Genomic DNA, 16,640 nt, shown 5'->3' with positions numbered 1-16,640 from the left:
AAAGAGGCGCGCCGCAAGGCTCGCCCACAGGAGGATAGAGGAAACATGCCGGCCACCGACAAGACCGATCGAACCATGACGAGCGTCACCGCGCAGGAAGCGCTTGATTTTCACTCGCAGGGTCGCCCCGGAAAGCTGGAGATTTCCCCCACCAAGGCGATGGCCACCCAGCGCGACCTGTCGCTCGCCTATTCGCCGGGCGTTGCCGTGCCGGTGAAGGCGATCGCCGAGGATCCGAACACCGCCTATGACTATACGACACGCGGCAACATGGTGGCGGTCATCTCGAACGGCACCGCCATTCTTGGCCTCGGCAACCTCGGGGCGCTTGCTTCCAAGCCGGTCATGGAAGGCAAGTCGGTGCTGTTCAAGCGCTTTGCCGACGTGGACTCCATCGACCTCGAAGTCGATACCGAAAACGTCGACGAGTTCATCAACTGCGTGCGCTTCCTCGGCCCCTCCTTCGGTGGCATCAACCTTGAAGACATCAAGGCGCCGGACTGTTTCATCATCGAGCAGAAGCTGCGCGAAGTCATGGACATTCCGGTGTTCCACGACGACCAGCACGGCACGGCGATCATCGCTGCCGCCGGTCTCATCAACGCGCTGGCGCTGACCGGTCGCGATTTCAAGACGACGAAGCTCGTCTGCAACGGCGCGGGTGCGGCGGCGATCGCCTGTATCGAACTCATCAAGTCGATGGGCTTCAGCGCGGAAAACATCATCCTTTGCGACACCAAGGGCGTCATCTTCGAAGGCCGCACCGAAGGCATGAACCAATGGAAGTCGGCGCATGCGGTCAAGACCGATCGCCGCACGCTGGCAGAAGCGCTCGAAGGCGCCGACGTGGTCTTCGGCCTCTCGGCCAAGGGCGCGCTTTCGGAAGACATGGTTCGCTCGATGGCGCCGCGGCCGATCATCTTCGCCATGGCCAACCCGGATCCGGAAATCACACCGGAAGAAGTCGCCCGCATCCGTGACGACGCGATCGTTGCAACCGGCCGCTCGGACTATCCGAACCAGGTCAACAACGTGCTCGGCTTCCCCTACATCTTCCGCGGCGCGCTCGACGTGCGCGCGACGACCATCAACGACGAGATGAAGATCGCGGCGGCGCAAGCGCTGGCGAGCCTGGCCAAGGAAGACGTGCCCGATGACGTCGCCGCCGCCTACCAGGGCAACCGGCCACGTTTCGGGCCGCAATACATCATTCCGGTTCCCTTCGATCCGCGTCTGATCTCGGCGATACCGATGGCGGTCGCGAAGGCCGCGATCGAAAGCGGCGTCGCCCGCAAGCCGATCACCGATCTCGAGGCCTATGGCCGCCAGCTTTCCGCCCGACGCGACCCGATCGCCTCGACGCTGCAGCGCATTTACGAGCGCGTCCGGCGCCAGCCGAAGCGCATCGTCTTTGCCGAAGGCGAAGAGGTGCAGGTCATGCGCTCGGCGATCGCCTATGCCAACCAGCAACTCGGCACCGCCATCCTGCTCGGCCGCGAGGAACGCATGCGGGAGACGGCGGAGCGCGAAGGCATCGATCTCGACCGTCCCGGCATCCAGATCGTCAATGCGCGCCTTTCGAAGCGTGTCAGCGCCTATACCGACTATCTCTATGCTCGCCTGCAGCGGAAAGGCTTCCTCTTCCGCGATGCGCAGCGCCTGATCAACAACGACCGCAACCACTTCGCCGCCTGTATGGTGGCGCTTGGGGATGCCGACGGCATGGTCACGGGTCTGACCCGCAACTACTCGACGGCGCTCGAGGACGTGCGCCGCTGCATCGACCCGAAACCCGGCCACCGCGTCATCGGCGTCTCGATCGCGCTTTGCCGCGGGCGCACCGTGCTCGTCGCCGACACTGCGGTCCACGATATGCCGACGGCCGAGGAACTGGCAGAGATCGCCGAGGAAGCAGCGGGCCTCGCCAAACGGCTCGGCTACGTGCCGCGCGTGGCCATGCTTGCCTATTCGACCTTCGGCCATCCCTCGGGCGAGCGTTCCGAGCGCGTGCGCGAAGCCGTCAACATCCTCGACAAGCGCCGCGTCGACTTCGAGTATGACGGCGAAATGGCGGCCGATGTGGCGCTCAACGCTCGCGTCATGGAGCAATATCCGTTCTGCCGGCTCTCCGGCACCGCCAACGTGCTCGTGATGCCGGCATTCCATTCGGCATCGATCTCGACCAAGATGCTGCAGGAACTCGGCGGCTCGACGGTGATCGGTCCGCTGCTCGTTGGCCTCGACAAATCGGTTCAGATCGTCTCGATGTCGGCGAAGGATTCCGACATCGTCAACATGGCGGCAATCGCGGCCTACAACGCCGGCATGTAAGCCCGGCGTTGCCGGGCCAGCGCCTGCACCGTTTTGATACGATCGTCTCCAATCAGGTCAGGCCGCGGTCTGATTGGTAGCAAATAGAGACAACTCTCAAGAAGAAAAGCCCGCTTCCCTGAAAAGGAAGCGGGCTTAATAACATCCAATTCATTTATGTTTAAGGTAATGAAAGAAGGAGTCTTGGGAACCCTGTGCCTGCCGACCTCCGGAAGATCGGCAGTTTCTCCGTTGTTTTCTCTATTCGTTCGTCATGAAATGAGAGAAGAACTTGACAATACAAGTCTCTCTTTCAGGATCGAAAGTCAAACTCGTCATTAATATTTGGTTAATCCTGTCAGGCGCCCGTCAGGAGACGGAGGTCGCGAACCGCCCTGCGTCTGCGCCGTAATAATTGAGGTAACGGCCGGAGATATTGCTGATCGGCAGCACGATCAAAACATCCGTCGTGTGAAACGCATGATCGACCACCGCGCCGTCGCCAACCATCGCACCCAGACGCATGTAGCCCTTGATCAGCGGCGGCAGGGCGGCAAGCGCCCTTTTCGCATTGATCGCCTCGGCCGGCATCAGATCCATGGTCCGATGCAGTTCCGGACGTGCGCTCACGGCCCATTCGTCACGGGCGCGGATGTTGTGATGCAGGAAGGAAAGTGCCAGTGCATGCTCGGCGGGGACAACGCCGGGGAATGAACCGCAGCCGAACATGGCGTCCATTCCATATTTGAGGGCGTAGGCCCAGTTGCCCTGCCAAAGCAGTTCCACCGTCCGCTTGGTGCGGTAGTCCGGCAACACGCAGGAACGGCCGAGCTCCATGAAGCGCTTGGTCGGGTGGCGAGCGAGAAGCTGATCGATCGCAAACTCGGAAGCCGAGTAGAAGCCACCCGAGCGCTCGGCCACATCCTGGCGAAGCAGGCGATAGGTGCCGACGATCTGATCCTCGGCATCGCCCTCGATCGCGGTATCGAGAACCAGAAGGTGGTCGCAGATCGCGTCCCAGCTGTCGACGTCGCGCTTGCGGCGGTCGGCTTCAGCACCAACCTTCGCGTTCATTTCCTCGACGAAAACCTTGTAGCGCACAGCCTGGGCGGCATCGATCTCCGATGCCGTGCGTGCCAGGCGCGTCTCGAGATTGGCGATCCTGCCAAGAACGTCAGTCGTCGGGGCGGCGGTCTTCTTGCCGATGCAAGCCTGAGAAGTGTCAACCACGTTCGCCGAATCCAGTAGCTCGATGGCCATCCGCGTCATCCCGAATCAAATTCTGTCTGCCGGGCTTAGACCACGTTTCTGCAACAACATAGTGACATGAAAGCGGCGCACAACCCCCACGCCCCGATGGTTACCGTTACCACTGCCGAAGTTACCGTTTGCGCAGCAGGCGGGCGATCTCCGACGTGAGCAATTGCGGATCGGCGGGCTTCGACAACACGACGTCGGCACCCGCACTCATCAGCCTTTCCTGCATATCGGCACGGACATCCGACGTCAGGACGATCACGGGCAGCCGCGACGCGGATCGCGCCGTTTCATCGGCGCGCAGGCGCTGCAGAAGCGAAAGACCGTCGCCACCCGGCATGTTGAGATCGGTCACCAGGAGTTCCGGAAGCAAGCGCTCGCCGGGCGCATGCAAGGCCTCTGCGACGGCGCCGAAGTCGCCGACAAGGCGAACCGAGTACCCCGAGCGCTGGAGCACGGTGCGAACGATCAGCGCGTTGACCGGATCGTCTTCTGCCAGCAGGATCCCATGCGCCCGGTTGCGAACCGGCATGGTCGCAGGCTCCTCACGCAAGACGGGCCTGTTGTCGTTGATCGCGTCGCGCTTTTCGATGCCCTTCAGGCGTCCGAGCAGCACCTCGACCAGGGACTTTTCGCGCAAGGGGCGGATCAGCCAGGCTTCGTAGCCGTCCATCTGGTTGACGGGGTGGCTGTTGCGCTCCTCCGGATTGATCAGATAGGTGCGCCGCACTTCCAGCCGCGCGATGGATGGCTGCAGGGAAAGCAGTTGCTTGTATTGCTGGGCGTGGCGGTGGTCGACGATCACATCGGTCAGCGTCGCACCGCCGGCGAGCACGTCGGCAAGGACATGCTGGGCCGCGGCAAGCGTGGTGGCACGGTGACACCGCCCGCCGAGTGTCGCGATCGTCGCGGCGAGCGCAGCCGAGGCCGGACCATCCGGCGCCATGACCAGGACATGCGAGCCGGCAAGGCACGACCGGCGCTCCGGTGCGACCGCCTCGATCTCGGCAAAAGGCAGGCGAATTTCGAAGCGGCTGCCGCGTCCAGGCACGCTTGCGGCCGTCAGGCTGCCGCCGCAGGCCTGCATGATCCTGCGGGAGATGGCGAGGCCGAGACCGGTGCCCTTCGCCCGCTGCTCGTCGTTTCCGGCCTGCTCGAATTCCTCGAAGATGCGCTTCAGATCGTCGGACGACATGCCCGGGCCAGTGTCGTCGATCCGGATCCGCACACATTCGTCGACCGTATCGGCGCTGACGAAGACGCCGCCGATCTCGGTGAACTTCACCGCATTGCCGATCACGTTGAAGAGCACCTGGCGCAGGCGCGCCGCATCGAAGGCCATCTCGGCGGGCACATCGACGGCGACCGTGGCGCCGATCTCGATGCCTTTCTCATGCGCCCTGTTGGAGAGCATCTCCACCACGCTCTCGATGACACCGCGCGGATCCTGCCGGGTGGGGCGGAACTGGAAGCGACCGGCCGAAAGCGACGAAAAATCGATCAGGTCCTCGACGAGTTGGACCAGCGCATGGCCGGACTGCTGCATGCCGGCGAGATAGTTCTTCTGCTCGCTCGACAGCCGGGTTTGGCCGAGCAGATGGCTCATGCCGAGGATGCCGGAGAGCGGTGTGCGGATCTCATGGCTGACGGTGGCGAGAAGCCTCGATTTCGCCTTGCTTGCCTCCTCCGCCCGCCGGCGCGCCGCTTCGCGCTCGCGCGCCGCCTTGGCCTCCTCGGTAACGTCGCGGGCAATGCTGTGGCGCATGAGCTTGCCACTTGCCGGATCGCGGGCGATCACGTCGTGCCAGTCATAGAGACGTACGCCATCCGATGCCGCAATCCGGACCAGATAGTGATTGGGCGCAGCCTTCGGTTCGAAGCTCAGGCCGAGCGCCGCGCAATCGAGGCCGCGGACATCGGAATGGCCGCAGACCTGATGGAAGACCGCATTGGCATGAACGATCTTTGCGTCCATGCCACGCATGATCGCAAGGTCGCCCAGCGCATCGTGAATGGTCGAGAGCAAGGCGGACGTCTCGGAGCGGTGCCAGTCGCGATCCCGGTCCGCTTCATCGCCTGCGTGCCTGCCATCGAACGACCGCATGGCTTCGACGGCAAGCAGGAGAACGCCGACAGAGCCTGCAGCGGCGATTGCCGCGGAGAACAGGTAAAAGCCGGCGCTCATGCCGATGACGAGAATGAGACCGGCGGCGATCAGGCCAAGCAACGCCAGGGAGGCCTGACTGACCGCACGGCGTTTGCCGTTGATGGGTGCTTCCTGCTCATGGGCCGGAGACGACGCCTCCACGGGACGCGGCGCCACCGGCGGCGCTTCATCCGTCCGGTTTCCAGTCCGGAAGCCGGATTCGATCCGCTCCAGCAATCGTGACGGTTCGCTCATGCGATCCGGCTAACACGACAAGCGTTCCGAATGGCTTCAAGGCACCGGTAAAATCTTAACGATCGGCTTTTTTCGCGTGCAGCAACTCGTCAAGGATGATGGCGCCGGCACCAATGGTGATGAAGGTATCGGCCAGATTGAAGACGGCGAAGGACCATGTTTCCGTGTAGAAGAGGATGTAGTCGATCACGTAGCCGAAGATCAGCCGGTCTATGAGGTTGCCGAGTGCACCGGCGATGATCAGCGCGTAGCCGAAATGCGCGAAGAACCGGTCCTTCGGCGTGCGCTTCCAGAGCCAGAGTACGAAGGCGACGACCATGAGCCGCATGCCGACGATGAACCAGCCTTCCATGCCCGACAGCATCGAAAAGGCGACGCCGTAGTTGTAGGTGCGGTAGAGCGCCAGCATCGGCACGACGTGGACCGCTTGGTTGAAGGGCAGGTAAAGCTCGACCAGATACTTGATCACCTGGTCGGCGATGAGCGCCACGACGATGAAGACCGCGATCGGCAGTGGCCGGGAGAACAGAACCTGCTTCTCGCTCATGCGCGGGCGTCCAGCGTCAGCAGATGACGGCGCGCCTCGAACAGCATGATGCCGGTGGCGATCGCGAGGTTGAGGGAATCGGCGCGTCCCGCCTGCGGGATGCGTGCCAGCGCGCCTGCCTCGCGGGCAAGCTCCTCCGGCAGACCGGCCTGCTCGTTGCCCATCAGGATCACCACGGGCTTCGACTTGTAATCGATGGTCCGGTAATCGACGGCACCGGCGAGATGGGTAGCAACCACCTTCACGCCGGCGGATTTCTGCCAGCGGATGAAATCCTCTGCGCTGGCGCGCGCCACCGGCATCGCGAAGACCGAGCCCATGGTGGCGCGTACGGTTTCGAGCGAAAACGGATCGGTGGTCTCGCCGACGAGAATGATGCCGGAGGCACCCGCAGCATCGGCCGTGCGGATGATGGTGCCAAGATTGCCGGGATCGCGCACCCGGTCGAGCGCCACATAGGTTTCGCCCAGTTGCGGCTTCAGGTCTTTCAGCGCCTGGTAGCGTTGCTCGAAGATGCCGACGACCATCTGCGGATTGTCGCGGCGGGTGATCGTCGACAGCACCTTCTCGCTGACCTCGAGCACCAGGCCACCCTTGGCGAAGGTCTTCGCCGCCACCTGCTCCACGTGCGGCTTGCCCTTGGCTGCCTTGGCGTAGATCAGCGTCTTGATCTTCCAGCCGAGATCGAGTGCATCGATCACCAGCTTCAGGCCCTCGGCCATGAAGGACCGCGTCTCGTCGCGGTGCTTCTTCTGTGCCAGCGCGCGGATGTCCTTGATGATCGGGTTGGTGAGGCTCGTGACCTCCTTTACCTGACCCACACGACCGGTGCCGTGTTCGCTTCTGTCGTTCGTCATTGCGGTACCCAGCGGCTGAAGAGTGAGGTCGAAAGCGCCCTTCCCGGCTCGCGGCCGTCAAGCCCGCCCTCGCGGATGATGAGCTCGCCCGATTCGACCCGGCCGCCGCGGCCGCGCATCGTCTCGCGCATCAGTTCATGGATCGAATAGAAGCTCGCCCGGATGGAATAGGCGGTCAGCACCAGGCCGCGCGCCTCCGGCGAGAGGATCTCGCGGCAGATGTCGAGCATCGCCGCCAGGTGATCGAAGAGCTGCCAGACTTCGCCGTTCGGCCCGCGGCCGAACTTCGGCGGATCTGTCAGGATGATGTCATAGCGGCTGCCGCGGCGCTCCTCGCGCTGGATGAACTTCATCGCGTCATCGCAGATCCAGCGGATCGGCAACTTTTCGGCCCGCGCCAGCAGCTGGTTCTCGCGCGCCCAGCCGATCGCCTTCTTCGAGGCGTCGACATGGGTGACCTCGGCGCCGGCCCTGGCGGCGATCAGCGAGGCGACGCCGGTGTAGCCAAAGAGGTTCAGAACCTTGAGCGGCCGGCCGGCAGCTTCTACCTGGTCCTTGACCCAGCTCCAGTGCGCGAGCTGTTCCGGGAACACGCCGACATGGCGGAACGAGGTGAAGCGGCCGTGGAAATCCGTTCCGAGAAGCTGCATCGGCCAGGTTTCGCCGAGCACGGCGCCGGGAAAGCGCCAGCGGCCCATGCCGTCCTCGTCGGTGTCGCCGGTGAAGATCGCGTCGGCCTTTTCCCAGACGCTGTCCGGGAGGCTGCGTGGCCAGAGCGCCTGCGCCTCTGGGCGCACGATGCGATAGGGGCCGTATTGTTCGAGCTTCTCGCCGGCGCCGCTGTCGATCAGATGGTACCCGGAAGCGCCCACGGTCTCGAGGATGAGAGGCACACGCTCGGCTGGCTTTTCGCCGGTTCGCCGGGCGATTACCCGCAAGGGTGGCTCCTGCATGGCTGGCTGCTTGACGGGCCTGTCCCGCGTCTCCGTACCCTGCGCAGCCGCTGCGCGCGCCGGCCGCTCCTTGAAGCCGCCGCCCTTGGGCGTTGCCGGACGCTTCTCCCCATGGCGACCGCCGCCACGCGCCTCGGCGCCGCGGCCCTTGGCCGTCGTCACGGAGGCATTCTTCGACCGCCGGTCCTTTTCCTTCACGCTAAGATCCCTGGGCTTTGTTAGAGCATGTGCCGCCTGCCCGACGCAGTATCGAGCGCGAGCGGGCGGACGCCATGAGGTTTGTCGCCACAGCCCTCAGCCGCGGCATCTACTGAAGGTGCAAATAGCATCGCTGATGCACTTGGCAAAGTCGTTTCCGTTTTGCGAAGATCAGCGCGGGAGAACCCGCCGCGAATTTCCGTGAGCCGGAACCGGCTTGAGGACAAAATTCTGCAGCAGGCCTAGTGTGTTACAGCGACCTTGGCGCGTCGATGCCGATGCGCGGCACTGCAATGGGAGGAAAGCGCATGGACATGACCGGCGAAGAACGGATTTCGGCTGGGCGCGACGCGGTGTGGCGCGGCCTCAACGATCCGGAAATCCTCAAACGATGCATCCCCGGCTGTCAGTCGCTGGAGATGACGTCGCCGACCGAACTTGCGGCGGTCGTGAAGATCAAGATCGGGCCGGTCTCGGCTTCCTTCACCGGCAATGTCGTGCTCTCGAACCTCAACCCGCCGGAAGGCTATACGATTTCGGGCGAAGGCAAGGGCGGGATCGCCGGCTTTGCCAAGGGGGGCGCGGACGTCACCTTGACGGAGGATGGCGCGGAAACGGTGCTGCGTTACGACGTCAAGGCGGAGATCGGCGGCAAGCTCGCCCAGCTTGGCTCTCGCCTCATCGATTCGACCGCAAAGAAACTGGCGCAGCAGTTCTTTGCAGATTTTGGCGCCGCCGTTGGCGGCGAGCCGGCGCAAGCGACGGGCTGACCGGCGGCCTGCGGCGCGACAACCGATTGTCGCAGATCAGCTCTGCGGTGCTGCAAGCGTCGCCTGCGTGGCGAGCTTTTCAGCCTGGCTACGATGCTTCTCGGCTTCGCGGTGCCACTTTACCGCCTCGTTCGCCTCGGTGCGTGCACGGCGGCGGTACTTGCCCTGGCTGAACCAGGTCGCTGCCGCGCCGAGGATCACACCGACGATGACGGCAAGGAACAGGAAGACGAAGAAGGGCGCGCTGACCGAAAGTACGCTGTCTTCCGGACGGAAGGGGTTGAGCGCCAGCGTCACGCTCTGGCGGTTGGCGACACTGAGAACGATCAGGATCACGCCAACCGGAATGAGAACAACGATATTGATCAGTTTCTTGAACATTCAATCGCTCCAGCTTGCGAGCGGCCGCGTGGTTTGCGTTGGCCACGCGGGACAACGGGCGTCCACTGCACCAGCCCGCGGAGACCGAGAAAGACGATCAGTCTTCGTCGTCACCATTCATGCCGGGATTAAGGCGCTCGCGCAATTCCTTGCCGGTTTTGAAGAACGGCACCCATTTTTCCTCGACGAAAACGGAATCGCCGGTGCGTGGGTTGCGCCCGGAGCGCGAGGGCCGATTCTTGACGGAGAAGGCGCCGAAGCCGCGCAGCTCAACCCGGTTGCCTGATGCGAGCGCATCGGTGATCTCATCGAGGACCGCATTGACGATATTTTCGACGTCGCGGTGGTAGAGATGCGGATTGCGAGCCGCAACAATCTGCACCAGTTCTGACTTGATCACTGTCGCCCCCTCAAATTCTTGTTTGTTTTGCTTTTTCGGTCTGCATGGTGATTACCGACCGAGTGTGGCAGACGCTGCGACCGCGCCGCCAGTCCCCGGACGGTTCAGGCTGGGCATATGTCGCCTTCCTCATTGACCATCAACCTGCCAAACCGAAACAAGACCGTCAAGAAACAACTTGTCGCCCGCAATTTTTTCGAGGCCGCTCATTGCCGGAAAAGCGTCATATCCCAACATCTTGATCCAGTTGGCGGCGATCGCCCCGAGGCCAAAAGGCAGGGTCGTGCGCGGTGCTTCCCAATCGACGATCGGCAGGTCTTTCGATACCTTTTTTTCCGCGAGGAAGGCGCGAATTTCGTCCTCGCCGCCAAGCGTGTCGACGAGCTTGGCTTTCAGTGCCTGGCGTCCGGTGAAAATGCGGCCGTCGGCGAGCACCAATACCTCCGCACGCGGCAGCTTGCGGCGCTCGGCAACAAGGTCGACAAACCAGGCATAGCTGTCATCGATCATCGTCTGGATCATCGCCTTCGCTTCGTCGCTCGCCGGATGGAAGGGCGAAGGTTCCGCCTTCAGCGGCCGCGACTTGATCGATTCCAGCGACACACCGAGCTTGTCCATCAGGTCCTTGATCTGCGGATACTGGAAAATAACGCCGATGGAGCCGGTGATGGAGCTTTCGCCCGCGACGATCGTGTCGCCGGCCAGCGCAGTCATGTAGCCCGCAGAGGCGGCGAGCGTGCGGACGTCGGAGACGACGGGCTTCTTGGCGGCGACCTTGCGGATCGCCTTGTAGATCACTTCGCCGCCATAGGTGGTGCCGCCCGGCGACGAAATGGTGACGACCAGTGCCTTGACGCTGTCGTTATCGGCGATCCTCTGGAGCCGCTCCAGGAGCTCGCGGTCGTCCTGAATCAGACCGCTGATGGTGACACGCGCCACCTGCTGACGGGTGCGGCCGACCTCTTCGGCAGCGCCCGACCAGGCAAAGATCGCGAGCGCTGCCACAAGAAGCAGCCCCGCCACCACAAAGCGCCAGAAACTCAGTTTCCGGCGCAGGCTGCGGCGATCGGCGATGGCGAGTTCGTCCATGTGGGTTTCTCCCGAATTGTTGGCGCAGCTTCTGTCAGTTTCCGCGGGAACGTGTTATCTGCGCGCGCAGAGGCATATTCCATAAACGCGCTTGGCCACGGTTGAAAGCCGCGGCTGGCGTTTTCGTGCTTCACCCGAGTTTTTTTGCAGCGCCATTGTGCGGCAGCAAAAAATATCCATATTTGCGACGACTTACACCAGTGTATGTATATGACCCTTTGATGGGTTCAGCGATAAAAGCAGTAGAACCGACAGGCCCTTTCATGTTGAATCACGCGCCAGCCCCGGGCATTTTTGCCGATACGGGTGAGAGCTCCGCCGACGCCTATGCGCTCGCCGCGAGGCACTCCGTGCGCGTTCGGCGCCTGAAGGTGATCCTGCCCGTGGTCGCTGGCGTCATAGCGGTGATCTTCGCCGCCGTTTCCTTCGTCAGAGCCTTCATGCCCGTCGATCTGCAACTCGAAACGGCGACGATCGAGGACGGTAAGATCGTGATGCAGAATCCGGCCATCTCCGGCCGAAACAAGCAGGGCATAAGCTATTCGATGAAGGCCCAGCGAGCGCTCCAGGATATCGCCAATCCGGATATCATCACGCTGCAGACGATCCATGCGGAAATGCCGATGAAGGATTCGATGGTCGCGACCGTGGACGCCACCAACGGCATCTACGACCGCGGCGCCAATACGCTCGACATGAACGCCCCGTTCACCATTTCCGTCAATAATGGCATCAACGCCGACTTTCAGTCGGCCTATCTGGACATCAATGCCGGCGAGATGGAATCGAAACAGCCCGTTGCGATCAGCATGAAGGGCGGTTCGATCATTGCGCAGACGCTGCGAATGACGGATAAGGGACGTATTGTAATATTTGAGGGCATGGTGAGGGTGAACGTCGAGCCCGCCGCCATCCGCAAGAACGCGAAATAGGACCCGGTGCACTCCATGTCGGTCACAACCGCCTCTTTTTTCAAGATTTCCGCCAGCCTGGCGATAGCCGGCGTCGGCGCTTTGATTATTGTCTCGGGCGCTTCGGCGCAGGCCACATCCAGCAAGATGAAGGGCCTTGAACTCTCCAACGACAAGCCCATTCAGATCGAGAGCGACAAGCTCGAGATCAAGGATCCGGAGAGCAAGGCGATCTTTACCGGCAACGTCAAGGTCGTCCAGGGCACGACGACGCTCCAGGCCGGCAACATGGTGGTCTTCTACAAGTCCGGCGGCGGCTCGGTTTCGAGCGGTGACGCCGACATCGACCGCATCGAGGTCAGCCAGAAGGTCTTCCTGAGCTCGGGCACGCAGCAGGCAACGGCAGACACCGGTTCTTTCGACATGACGAAGCAGGTCTTCGTGCTCAAGGGCGACAAGGTGGTGCTGTCGGAAGGCAAGAACGTCTTCGTCGGCTGCCAGCTCAACGTTCAAATGGAAACCGGGGAGGCTCAGCTCGAAGCCTGCGGCGGCCGCGTGCAGATCCAGCTCGACCCGCAGTCCCGCAAGAAGAACTGACGTAGACCGCTCGTGCAATTTCCTTTCCTTCACAAGCGCAAACGGGTCCGAAAGCCGTCGGCGACAGCTGCGGTCGCTTCCGGACACGCGGTCGACAAGGCTCGTTACGACGGCACGCTGATCGCGCGCGGCCTGACGAAGGCCTATCGCGAGCGTCGGGTCGTCAACGGCGTTTCACTGGTGGTGCGGCGCGGCGAGGCTGTCGGATTGCTCGGGCCGAACGGCGCCGGCAAGACGACCTGCTTCTATATGATCACTGGCCTCGTGCCGGTCGATGAAGGCTCGATCGAGATCAACGGCAACGACGTCACGACCATGCCGATGTACCGGCGCGCCCGTCTTGGCGTCGGCTACCTGCCGCAGGAAGCGTCGATCTTTCGCGGACTGACGGTCGAGGAAAACATCCGCGCCGTGCTCGAGGTCCATGACAAGAACCTGGAGCGGCGCGAGAGCAAGCTCAACGACCTGCTCGGCGAGTTCAACATTACCCATCTGCGCAAGTCCCCGGCGATTGCGCTTTCGGGTGGCGAGCGGCGGCGTCTCGAAATCGCCCGTGCGCTTGCGACCGACCCGACCTTCATGCTGCTCGACGAGCCCTTTGCCGGCGTCGATCCGATCTCGGTCGCCGATATCCAGGCGCTTGTCCGTCACCTGACCTCGCGCGGCATCGGCGTGCTGATCACTGACCACAACGTTCGCGAGACGCTCGGCCTCATCGACCGCGCCTATATTATCCATGCCGGCGAAGTGCTGACCCACGGTCGCGCCAACGATATTGTCACCAATCCTGACGTGCGCCGGCTCTATCTCGGCGACAATTTCAGCCTTTGAAGCCGCGTCGCGGGCGATTCCGCCCGCGACCACGCTTGACCAAACCTTCTCGATAAGCAATTTTTGGGCCAATTGATAAGGGCCACCCCGGCGACCGGAGAAGCACCGCGGCCCAAGAGATTTTCTCGGGAGTTTCGCGTCAGCATGGCACTGTCCGCCAGCCTTCATCTGCGCCAGTCCCAGTCTCTGGTGATGACACCACAGCTGATGCAGTCGATTCAGCTGCTGCAGATGACGCATCTCGAGCTCAACCAGTTCATCGCCCAGGAAGTCGAAAAGAACCCGCTGCTTGAATTTCAGGCGAATGACGATCTGCCAGGCATGGCTGAGCGCGGCGACGTCATGGTTGGCGACGAGGCCGGAACAGGCGACGAAACGGGTGGGCAGGCCGATCTCTACGACAGCGCCACATCGCCCACCGGCGAACGGCTCGGCGAGCAGCTCGACGCCGACTTCGCCAATGTGTTTCAGGACGACACGGCGCCGCAACGCGCCGATGCACCCGAACTGCTCGGCCAGTGGAAATCGATGCCGGGCGGTGGCGAGGGCGACGACTACGACCTCGACGACTTCGTCGCAGGCCGCAAGAGCCTGCGGGAGACGCTCACGGAGCAGCTACCCTTCGCGCTGCCTGCCCCTTCGGACCGCTTGGTCGCACAGCACCTTATCGATCAGCTCGACGACGCCGGCTATCTTCAGGCGGACCTTGGCGAAGTCGCCGAACGGCTGGGCGCAGCACACGCGGATGTCGTGCGGGTATTGCTGACGCTGCAGCAGTTCGATCCGCCCGGCGTCTTCGCGCGTTCGCTCGGCGAATGTCTTGCGATCCAGCTGCGCGCCCGCGACCGCCTCGATCCGGCGATGGAGGCATTGCTTGCCAATCTCGAATTGCTGGCACGGCGCGATTTCGCGACGCTGAAGAAGATCTGCGGCGTCGACGAAGAGGACCTGATCGACATGCTGGCGGAAATCCGCAAGCTCGATCCGAAGCCCGGAACCAGTTTCGAGACCAGCGTCAGCGAGGCGATCGTGCCCGACATCGTCGTTCGGACCGCGCCCGACGGCTCATGGATGGTCGAACTCAATCCGGACGCCCTGCCGCGGGTGCTGGTCAACCAGGACTATTTCGCTTCGGTCTCGCGTGGTACGCAGAAGAACAGCGCCGACCAGGCCTTCCTCAACGAATGCCTGCAGAATGCCAACTGGCTGACACGCAGCCTCGACCAGCGCGCCCGGACGATCATGAAGGTTGCGACCGAGATCGTCCGCCAGCAGGACGCCTTCCTTGCCAACGGCATCGGCCACCTGCGGCCGCTGAACCTCAAGACGGTGGCCGACGCGATCAAGATGCATGAATCGACCGTCAGCCGCGTCACCTCGAACAAATACATGCTGACGCCGCGCGGGCTGTTCGAACTCAAATATTTCTTCACCGTCTCGATCGGCTCGGCCGAGGGTGGCGACAGCCATTCGGCAGAAGCGGTGCGCCACCGGATCCGCACCATGATCCAGGAAGAGCGCGCCGAAGCGGTGCTTTCCGATGACGATATCGTCGACATCCTCAAGAAGGCTGGTATCGACCTTGCCCGCCGCACTGTCGCCAAATATCGCGAGGCGATGAGCATCCCCTCCTCCGTGCAGCGGCGACGGGAAAAGCGGGCTCTGGCCAAGGCCTCCGGTTTCTGAGCACCGGAAGTTAAGCCGCATTAACTTTTTTGCGACCTTCGATTGACTCTCTCCGACACAGGCGATATGAGCCCGCCGCAATTGCCGGGGACATGCTCGCCCCGGAAGCGGACCGGTACGACCGGTAGCTGCGACAGAGGCGCGCCCGCAAGTCTGAAAGGCTTGGATGACGGGACCGCTTGGAATAGACTGGCTGCGCAAATCACGAACGAGAGAGGAAACTCCATGAGTGTGCGTGTATCCGGTAAACAGATGGAAATCGGCGATTCGTTCCGAGCCCGCATCGGCGAGCAGATCGAGCAGGCCGTTACCAAATATTTCGACGGAGGATATTCAAGCCAGGTCACTGTGGAAAAATCCGGGCCGCGCTTCAGCGCCGACTGCAAGCTTCATCTCGATACGGGCGTGGTTATGCAGGCGAACGGTCAGGCGAACGACCCACAGGCTGCGTTTGACGCGGCGTCAGATCGCATCGAAAAGCGTCTGCGTCGCTACAAGCGCAAGCTGAAGGATCACCATAACGGCAACGGACAGAACGCTGCCGAAGTGGCTTACACAGTGATGGATTCGGTGCCGTTCGAGGACGATGAGGTCCCCGAGGATTATGCACCGACGATCGTCGCCGAAAGCACGAAACAATTGAGGACGATGTCTGTCGCCAGCGCTGTGATGGCGCTCGACATGACCGATGAACCCGTCCTGATGTTCCGTAGCCCCGGCAAGGACGATCTGAATATCGTCTACAGACGCAACGATGGAAATATTGGCTGGATTGACGCTGCCAATATCAAAGCATGAGCGGATAGGGGAGTGCCGGCACGCCGGCGCTCCCCGCGCCCATAATCAGCGGGCAGGCCGGAAAGTGTGACTTTTCTGTGCATGGAACCCGCCATGACAAAGATGGTTAGAGCCATTGCGACGCATTTATGATGATGTTGTCCGGCTCTAACCGGCGAACGAGGACAAAAGAATGGCATTGGCAGGTCTACTGCATCAAAATGCGATCATCCCGGCCATGAGGGCCAACTCGAAAAAACAGCTCCTCCAGGAATTGGCGGCAAAAGCATCTAAGATCACCGGGCTTCCCGAGCGCGAAATCTTCGACGTGATCCTGCAGCGGGAGCGTCTTGGCTCCACCGGCGTCGGCAATGGCATCGCCATCCCGCACGGCAAGCTCAACAATCTTCCCTCGATCATCGGCATCTTTGCGCGACTGGAAACGCCTGTCGATTTCGAAGCGCTCGACGACCAGCCGGTCGATCTCGTCTTCTTGCTGCTCGCCCCGGAAGGCGCCGGCGCTGATCATCTCAAGGCCCTGTCGCGCATTGCCCGCGTCCTGCGCGATCAGGATATGGTCGCCAAGATCCGCTCGAGCGATTCCGCCAGCGCGATCTACACGCTGCTCGACGACGACGCGACCTCGCACGCCGCCTGAAAATAGCGAACGGCGCG

General features: G+C 62.3%; 16 protein-coding genes. 8 read left to right on the top strand and 8 right to left on the bottom strand.

Annotation, left to right across the window (positions count from 1 at the left end):
* Positions 1 to 45: 45 nt before the first annotated feature.
* Entirely contained in the window at positions 46 to 2,331 is a 2,286-nt protein-coding gene (locus PWG15_RS00165; protein ID WP_275022481.1) for an NADP-dependent malic enzyme, read from the top strand.
* A gap of 348 nt (positions 2,332 to 2,679) precedes the next feature.
* Here the strand turns inward: PWG15_RS00165 and PWG15_RS00160 are convergent, their stop codons facing one another.
* From PWG15_RS00160 to PWG15_RS00140, 5 genes are all read right to left on the bottom strand, one after another.
* Positions 2,680 to 3,570 (bottom strand): l-ornithine N(alpha)-acyltransferase, encoded by an 891-nt coding sequence (locus PWG15_RS00160; RefSeq protein ID WP_275022480.1) that lies wholly within the window; start codon positions 3,568 to 3,570, stop codon positions 2,680 to 2,682.
* A 121-nt stretch (positions 3,571 to 3,691) separates the two neighbouring features.
* A complete protein-coding gene (locus PWG15_RS00155; protein ID WP_275022479.1) occupies positions 3,692 to 5,968 on the bottom strand; it encodes a hybrid sensor histidine kinase/response regulator in 2,277 nt (758 codons plus the stop codon).
* Positions 5,969 to 6,023: 55 nt separating this feature from the next.
* A complete protein-coding gene (lspA, locus tag PWG15_RS00150) occupies positions 6,024 to 6,515 on the bottom strand; it encodes a signal peptidase II (protein ID WP_275022478.1) in 492 nt (163 codons plus the stop codon).
* Positions 6,512 to 7,372: a TrmH family RNA methyltransferase gene (locus tag PWG15_RS00145; RefSeq protein WP_113536632.1), complete on the bottom strand. Its 861-nt coding sequence runs from the start codon at positions 7,370 to 7,372 to the stop codon at positions 6,512 to 6,514. The genes lspA and PWG15_RS00145 overlap by 4 nt, the downstream gene beginning before the upstream one ends.
* Positions 7,369 to 8,523: a class I SAM-dependent rRNA methyltransferase gene (locus PWG15_RS00140; RefSeq protein ID WP_275022475.1), complete on the bottom strand. Its 1,155-nt coding sequence runs from the start codon at positions 8,521 to 8,523 to the stop codon at positions 7,369 to 7,371. Before PWG15_RS00140 ends, PWG15_RS00145 begins: the two co-directional genes overlap by 4 nt.
* Positions 8,524 to 8,831: 308 nt before the next feature.
* On the opposite strand from PWG15_RS00140, the gene PWG15_RS00135 reads away from it, so the two are divergent.
* Positions 8,832 to 9,293, top strand: a complete 462-nt coding sequence (locus tag PWG15_RS00135) for an SRPBCC family protein (protein WP_275022474.1) — start codon at positions 8,832 to 8,834, stop codon at positions 9,291 to 9,293.
* A gap of 36 nt (positions 9,294 to 9,329) precedes the next feature.
* Here PWG15_RS00135 and PWG15_RS00130 read toward each other — a convergent pair whose 3' ends face one another.
* From PWG15_RS00130 to sppA, 3 genes are all read right to left on the bottom strand, one after another.
* Positions 9,330 to 9,674, bottom strand: a complete 345-nt coding sequence (locus PWG15_RS00130; protein ID WP_275022472.1) for a DUF1049 domain-containing protein — start codon at positions 9,672 to 9,674, stop codon at positions 9,330 to 9,332.
* 97 nt (positions 9,675 to 9,771) lie between these two features.
* Positions 9,772 to 10,074: an integration host factor subunit beta gene (locus tag PWG15_RS00125; RefSeq protein ID WP_057247998.1), complete on the bottom strand. Its 303-nt coding sequence runs from the start codon at positions 10,072 to 10,074 to the stop codon at positions 9,772 to 9,774.
* Positions 10,075 to 10,203: 129 nt separating this feature from the next.
* A complete protein-coding gene (gene sppA, locus PWG15_RS00120) occupies positions 10,204 to 11,163 on the bottom strand; it encodes a signal peptide peptidase SppA (protein WP_275022470.1) in 960 nt (319 codons plus the stop codon).
* A 263-nt stretch (positions 11,164 to 11,426) separates the two neighbouring features.
* On the opposite strand from sppA, the gene lptC reads away from it, so the two are divergent.
* The 6 genes from lptC (at position 11,427) to ptsN (ending at position 16,623) form a co-directional block, all read left to right on the top strand.
* On the top strand, positions 11,427 to 12,095 hold the full coding sequence (gene lptC / locus PWG15_RS00115; RefSeq protein ID WP_275024475.1) for an LPS export ABC transporter periplasmic protein LptC: 669 nt from the start codon (positions 11,427 to 11,429) through the stop codon (positions 12,093 to 12,095).
* Between the two features lie 15 nt (positions 12,096 to 12,110).
* Complete coding sequence (locus PWG15_RS00110; RefSeq protein WP_275022469.1) at positions 12,111 to 12,671, top strand: LptA/OstA family protein; 561 nt, start codon at positions 12,111 to 12,113, stop codon at positions 12,669 to 12,671.
* 12 nt (positions 12,672 to 12,683) lie between these two features.
* Complete coding sequence (gene lptB / locus PWG15_RS00105; RefSeq protein ID WP_275022468.1) at positions 12,684 to 13,502, top strand: LPS export ABC transporter ATP-binding protein; 819 nt, start codon at positions 12,684 to 12,686, stop codon at positions 13,500 to 13,502.
* Positions 13,503 to 13,646: 144 nt separating this feature from the next.
* Complete coding sequence (gene rpoN / locus PWG15_RS00100; RefSeq protein ID WP_275022466.1) at positions 13,647 to 15,188, top strand: RNA polymerase factor sigma-54; 1,542 nt, start codon at positions 13,647 to 13,649, stop codon at positions 15,186 to 15,188.
* Positions 15,189 to 15,413: 225 nt separating this feature from the next.
* Positions 15,414 to 15,986: a ribosome hibernation-promoting factor, HPF/YfiA family gene (hpf, locus tag PWG15_RS00095; protein WP_104662637.1), complete on the top strand. Its 573-nt coding sequence runs from the start codon at positions 15,414 to 15,416 to the stop codon at positions 15,984 to 15,986.
* 172 nt (positions 15,987 to 16,158) lie between these two features.
* Positions 16,159 to 16,623, top strand: a complete 465-nt coding sequence (gene ptsN, locus PWG15_RS00090) for a PTS IIA-like nitrogen regulatory protein PtsN (RefSeq protein WP_275022465.1) — start codon at positions 16,159 to 16,161, stop codon at positions 16,621 to 16,623.
* The last annotated feature ends 17 nt before the right edge of the window (positions 16,624 to 16,640 follow it).

The sequence above is a fragment of the Ensifer adhaerens genome, assembly GCF_028993555.1.
Taxonomy (GTDB): domain Bacteria; phylum Pseudomonadota; class Alphaproteobacteria; order Rhizobiales; family Rhizobiaceae; genus Ensifer; species Ensifer adhaerens_I.
Note: the sequence above shows the minus strand (reverse complement) of the source record. Positions and strands in the feature narration are given on the sequence as shown.

Bases quoted from the DNA above. Each gene is read 5' to 3' on its own strand.
- PWG15_RS00145 (WP_113536632.1), bottom strand. From the start codon at position 7,372: ATGACGAACGACAGAAGCGAACACGGCACCGGTCGTGTGGGTCAGGTA.
- hpf (WP_104662637.1), top strand. From the start codon at position 15,414: ATGAGTGTGCGTGTATCCGGTAAACAGATGGAAATCGGCGATTCGTTC.
- rpoN (WP_275022466.1), top strand. From the start codon at position 13,647: ATGGCACTGTCCGCCAGCCTTCATCTGCGCCAGTCCCAGTCTCTGGTG.
- lptC (WP_275024475.1), top strand. From the start codon at position 11,427: ATGTTGAATCACGCGCCAGCCCCGGGCATTTTTGCCGATACGGGTGAG.
- PWG15_RS00130 (WP_275022472.1), bottom strand. From the start codon at position 9,674: ATGTTCAAGAAACTGATCAATATCGTTGTTCTCATTCCGGTTGGCGTG.
- PWG15_RS00155 (WP_275022479.1), bottom strand. From the start codon at position 5,968: ATGAGCGAACCGTCACGATTGCTGGAGCGGATCGAATCCGGCTTCCGG.
- PWG15_RS00160 (WP_275022480.1), bottom strand. From the start codon at position 3,570: ATGGCCATCGAGCTACTGGATTCGGCGAACGTGGTTGACACTTCTCAG.
- PWG15_RS00165 (WP_275022481.1), top strand. From the start codon at position 46: ATGCCGGCCACCGACAAGACCGATCGAACCATGACGAGCGTCACCGCG.
- sppA (WP_275022470.1), bottom strand. From the start codon at position 11,163: ATGGACGAACTCGCCATCGCCGATCGCCGCAGCCTGCGCCGGAAACTG.
- PWG15_RS00135 (WP_275022474.1), top strand. From the start codon at position 8,832: ATGGACATGACCGGCGAAGAACGGATTTCGGCTGGGCGCGACGCGGTG.
- lspA (WP_275022478.1), bottom strand. From the start codon at position 6,515: ATGAGCGAGAAGCAGGTTCTGTTCTCCCGGCCACTGCCGATCGCGGTC.
- PWG15_RS00110 (WP_275022469.1), top strand. From the start codon at position 12,111: ATGTCGGTCACAACCGCCTCTTTTTTCAAGATTTCCGCCAGCCTGGCG.
- ptsN (WP_275022465.1), top strand. From the start codon at position 16,159: ATGGCATTGGCAGGTCTACTGCATCAAAATGCGATCATCCCGGCCATG.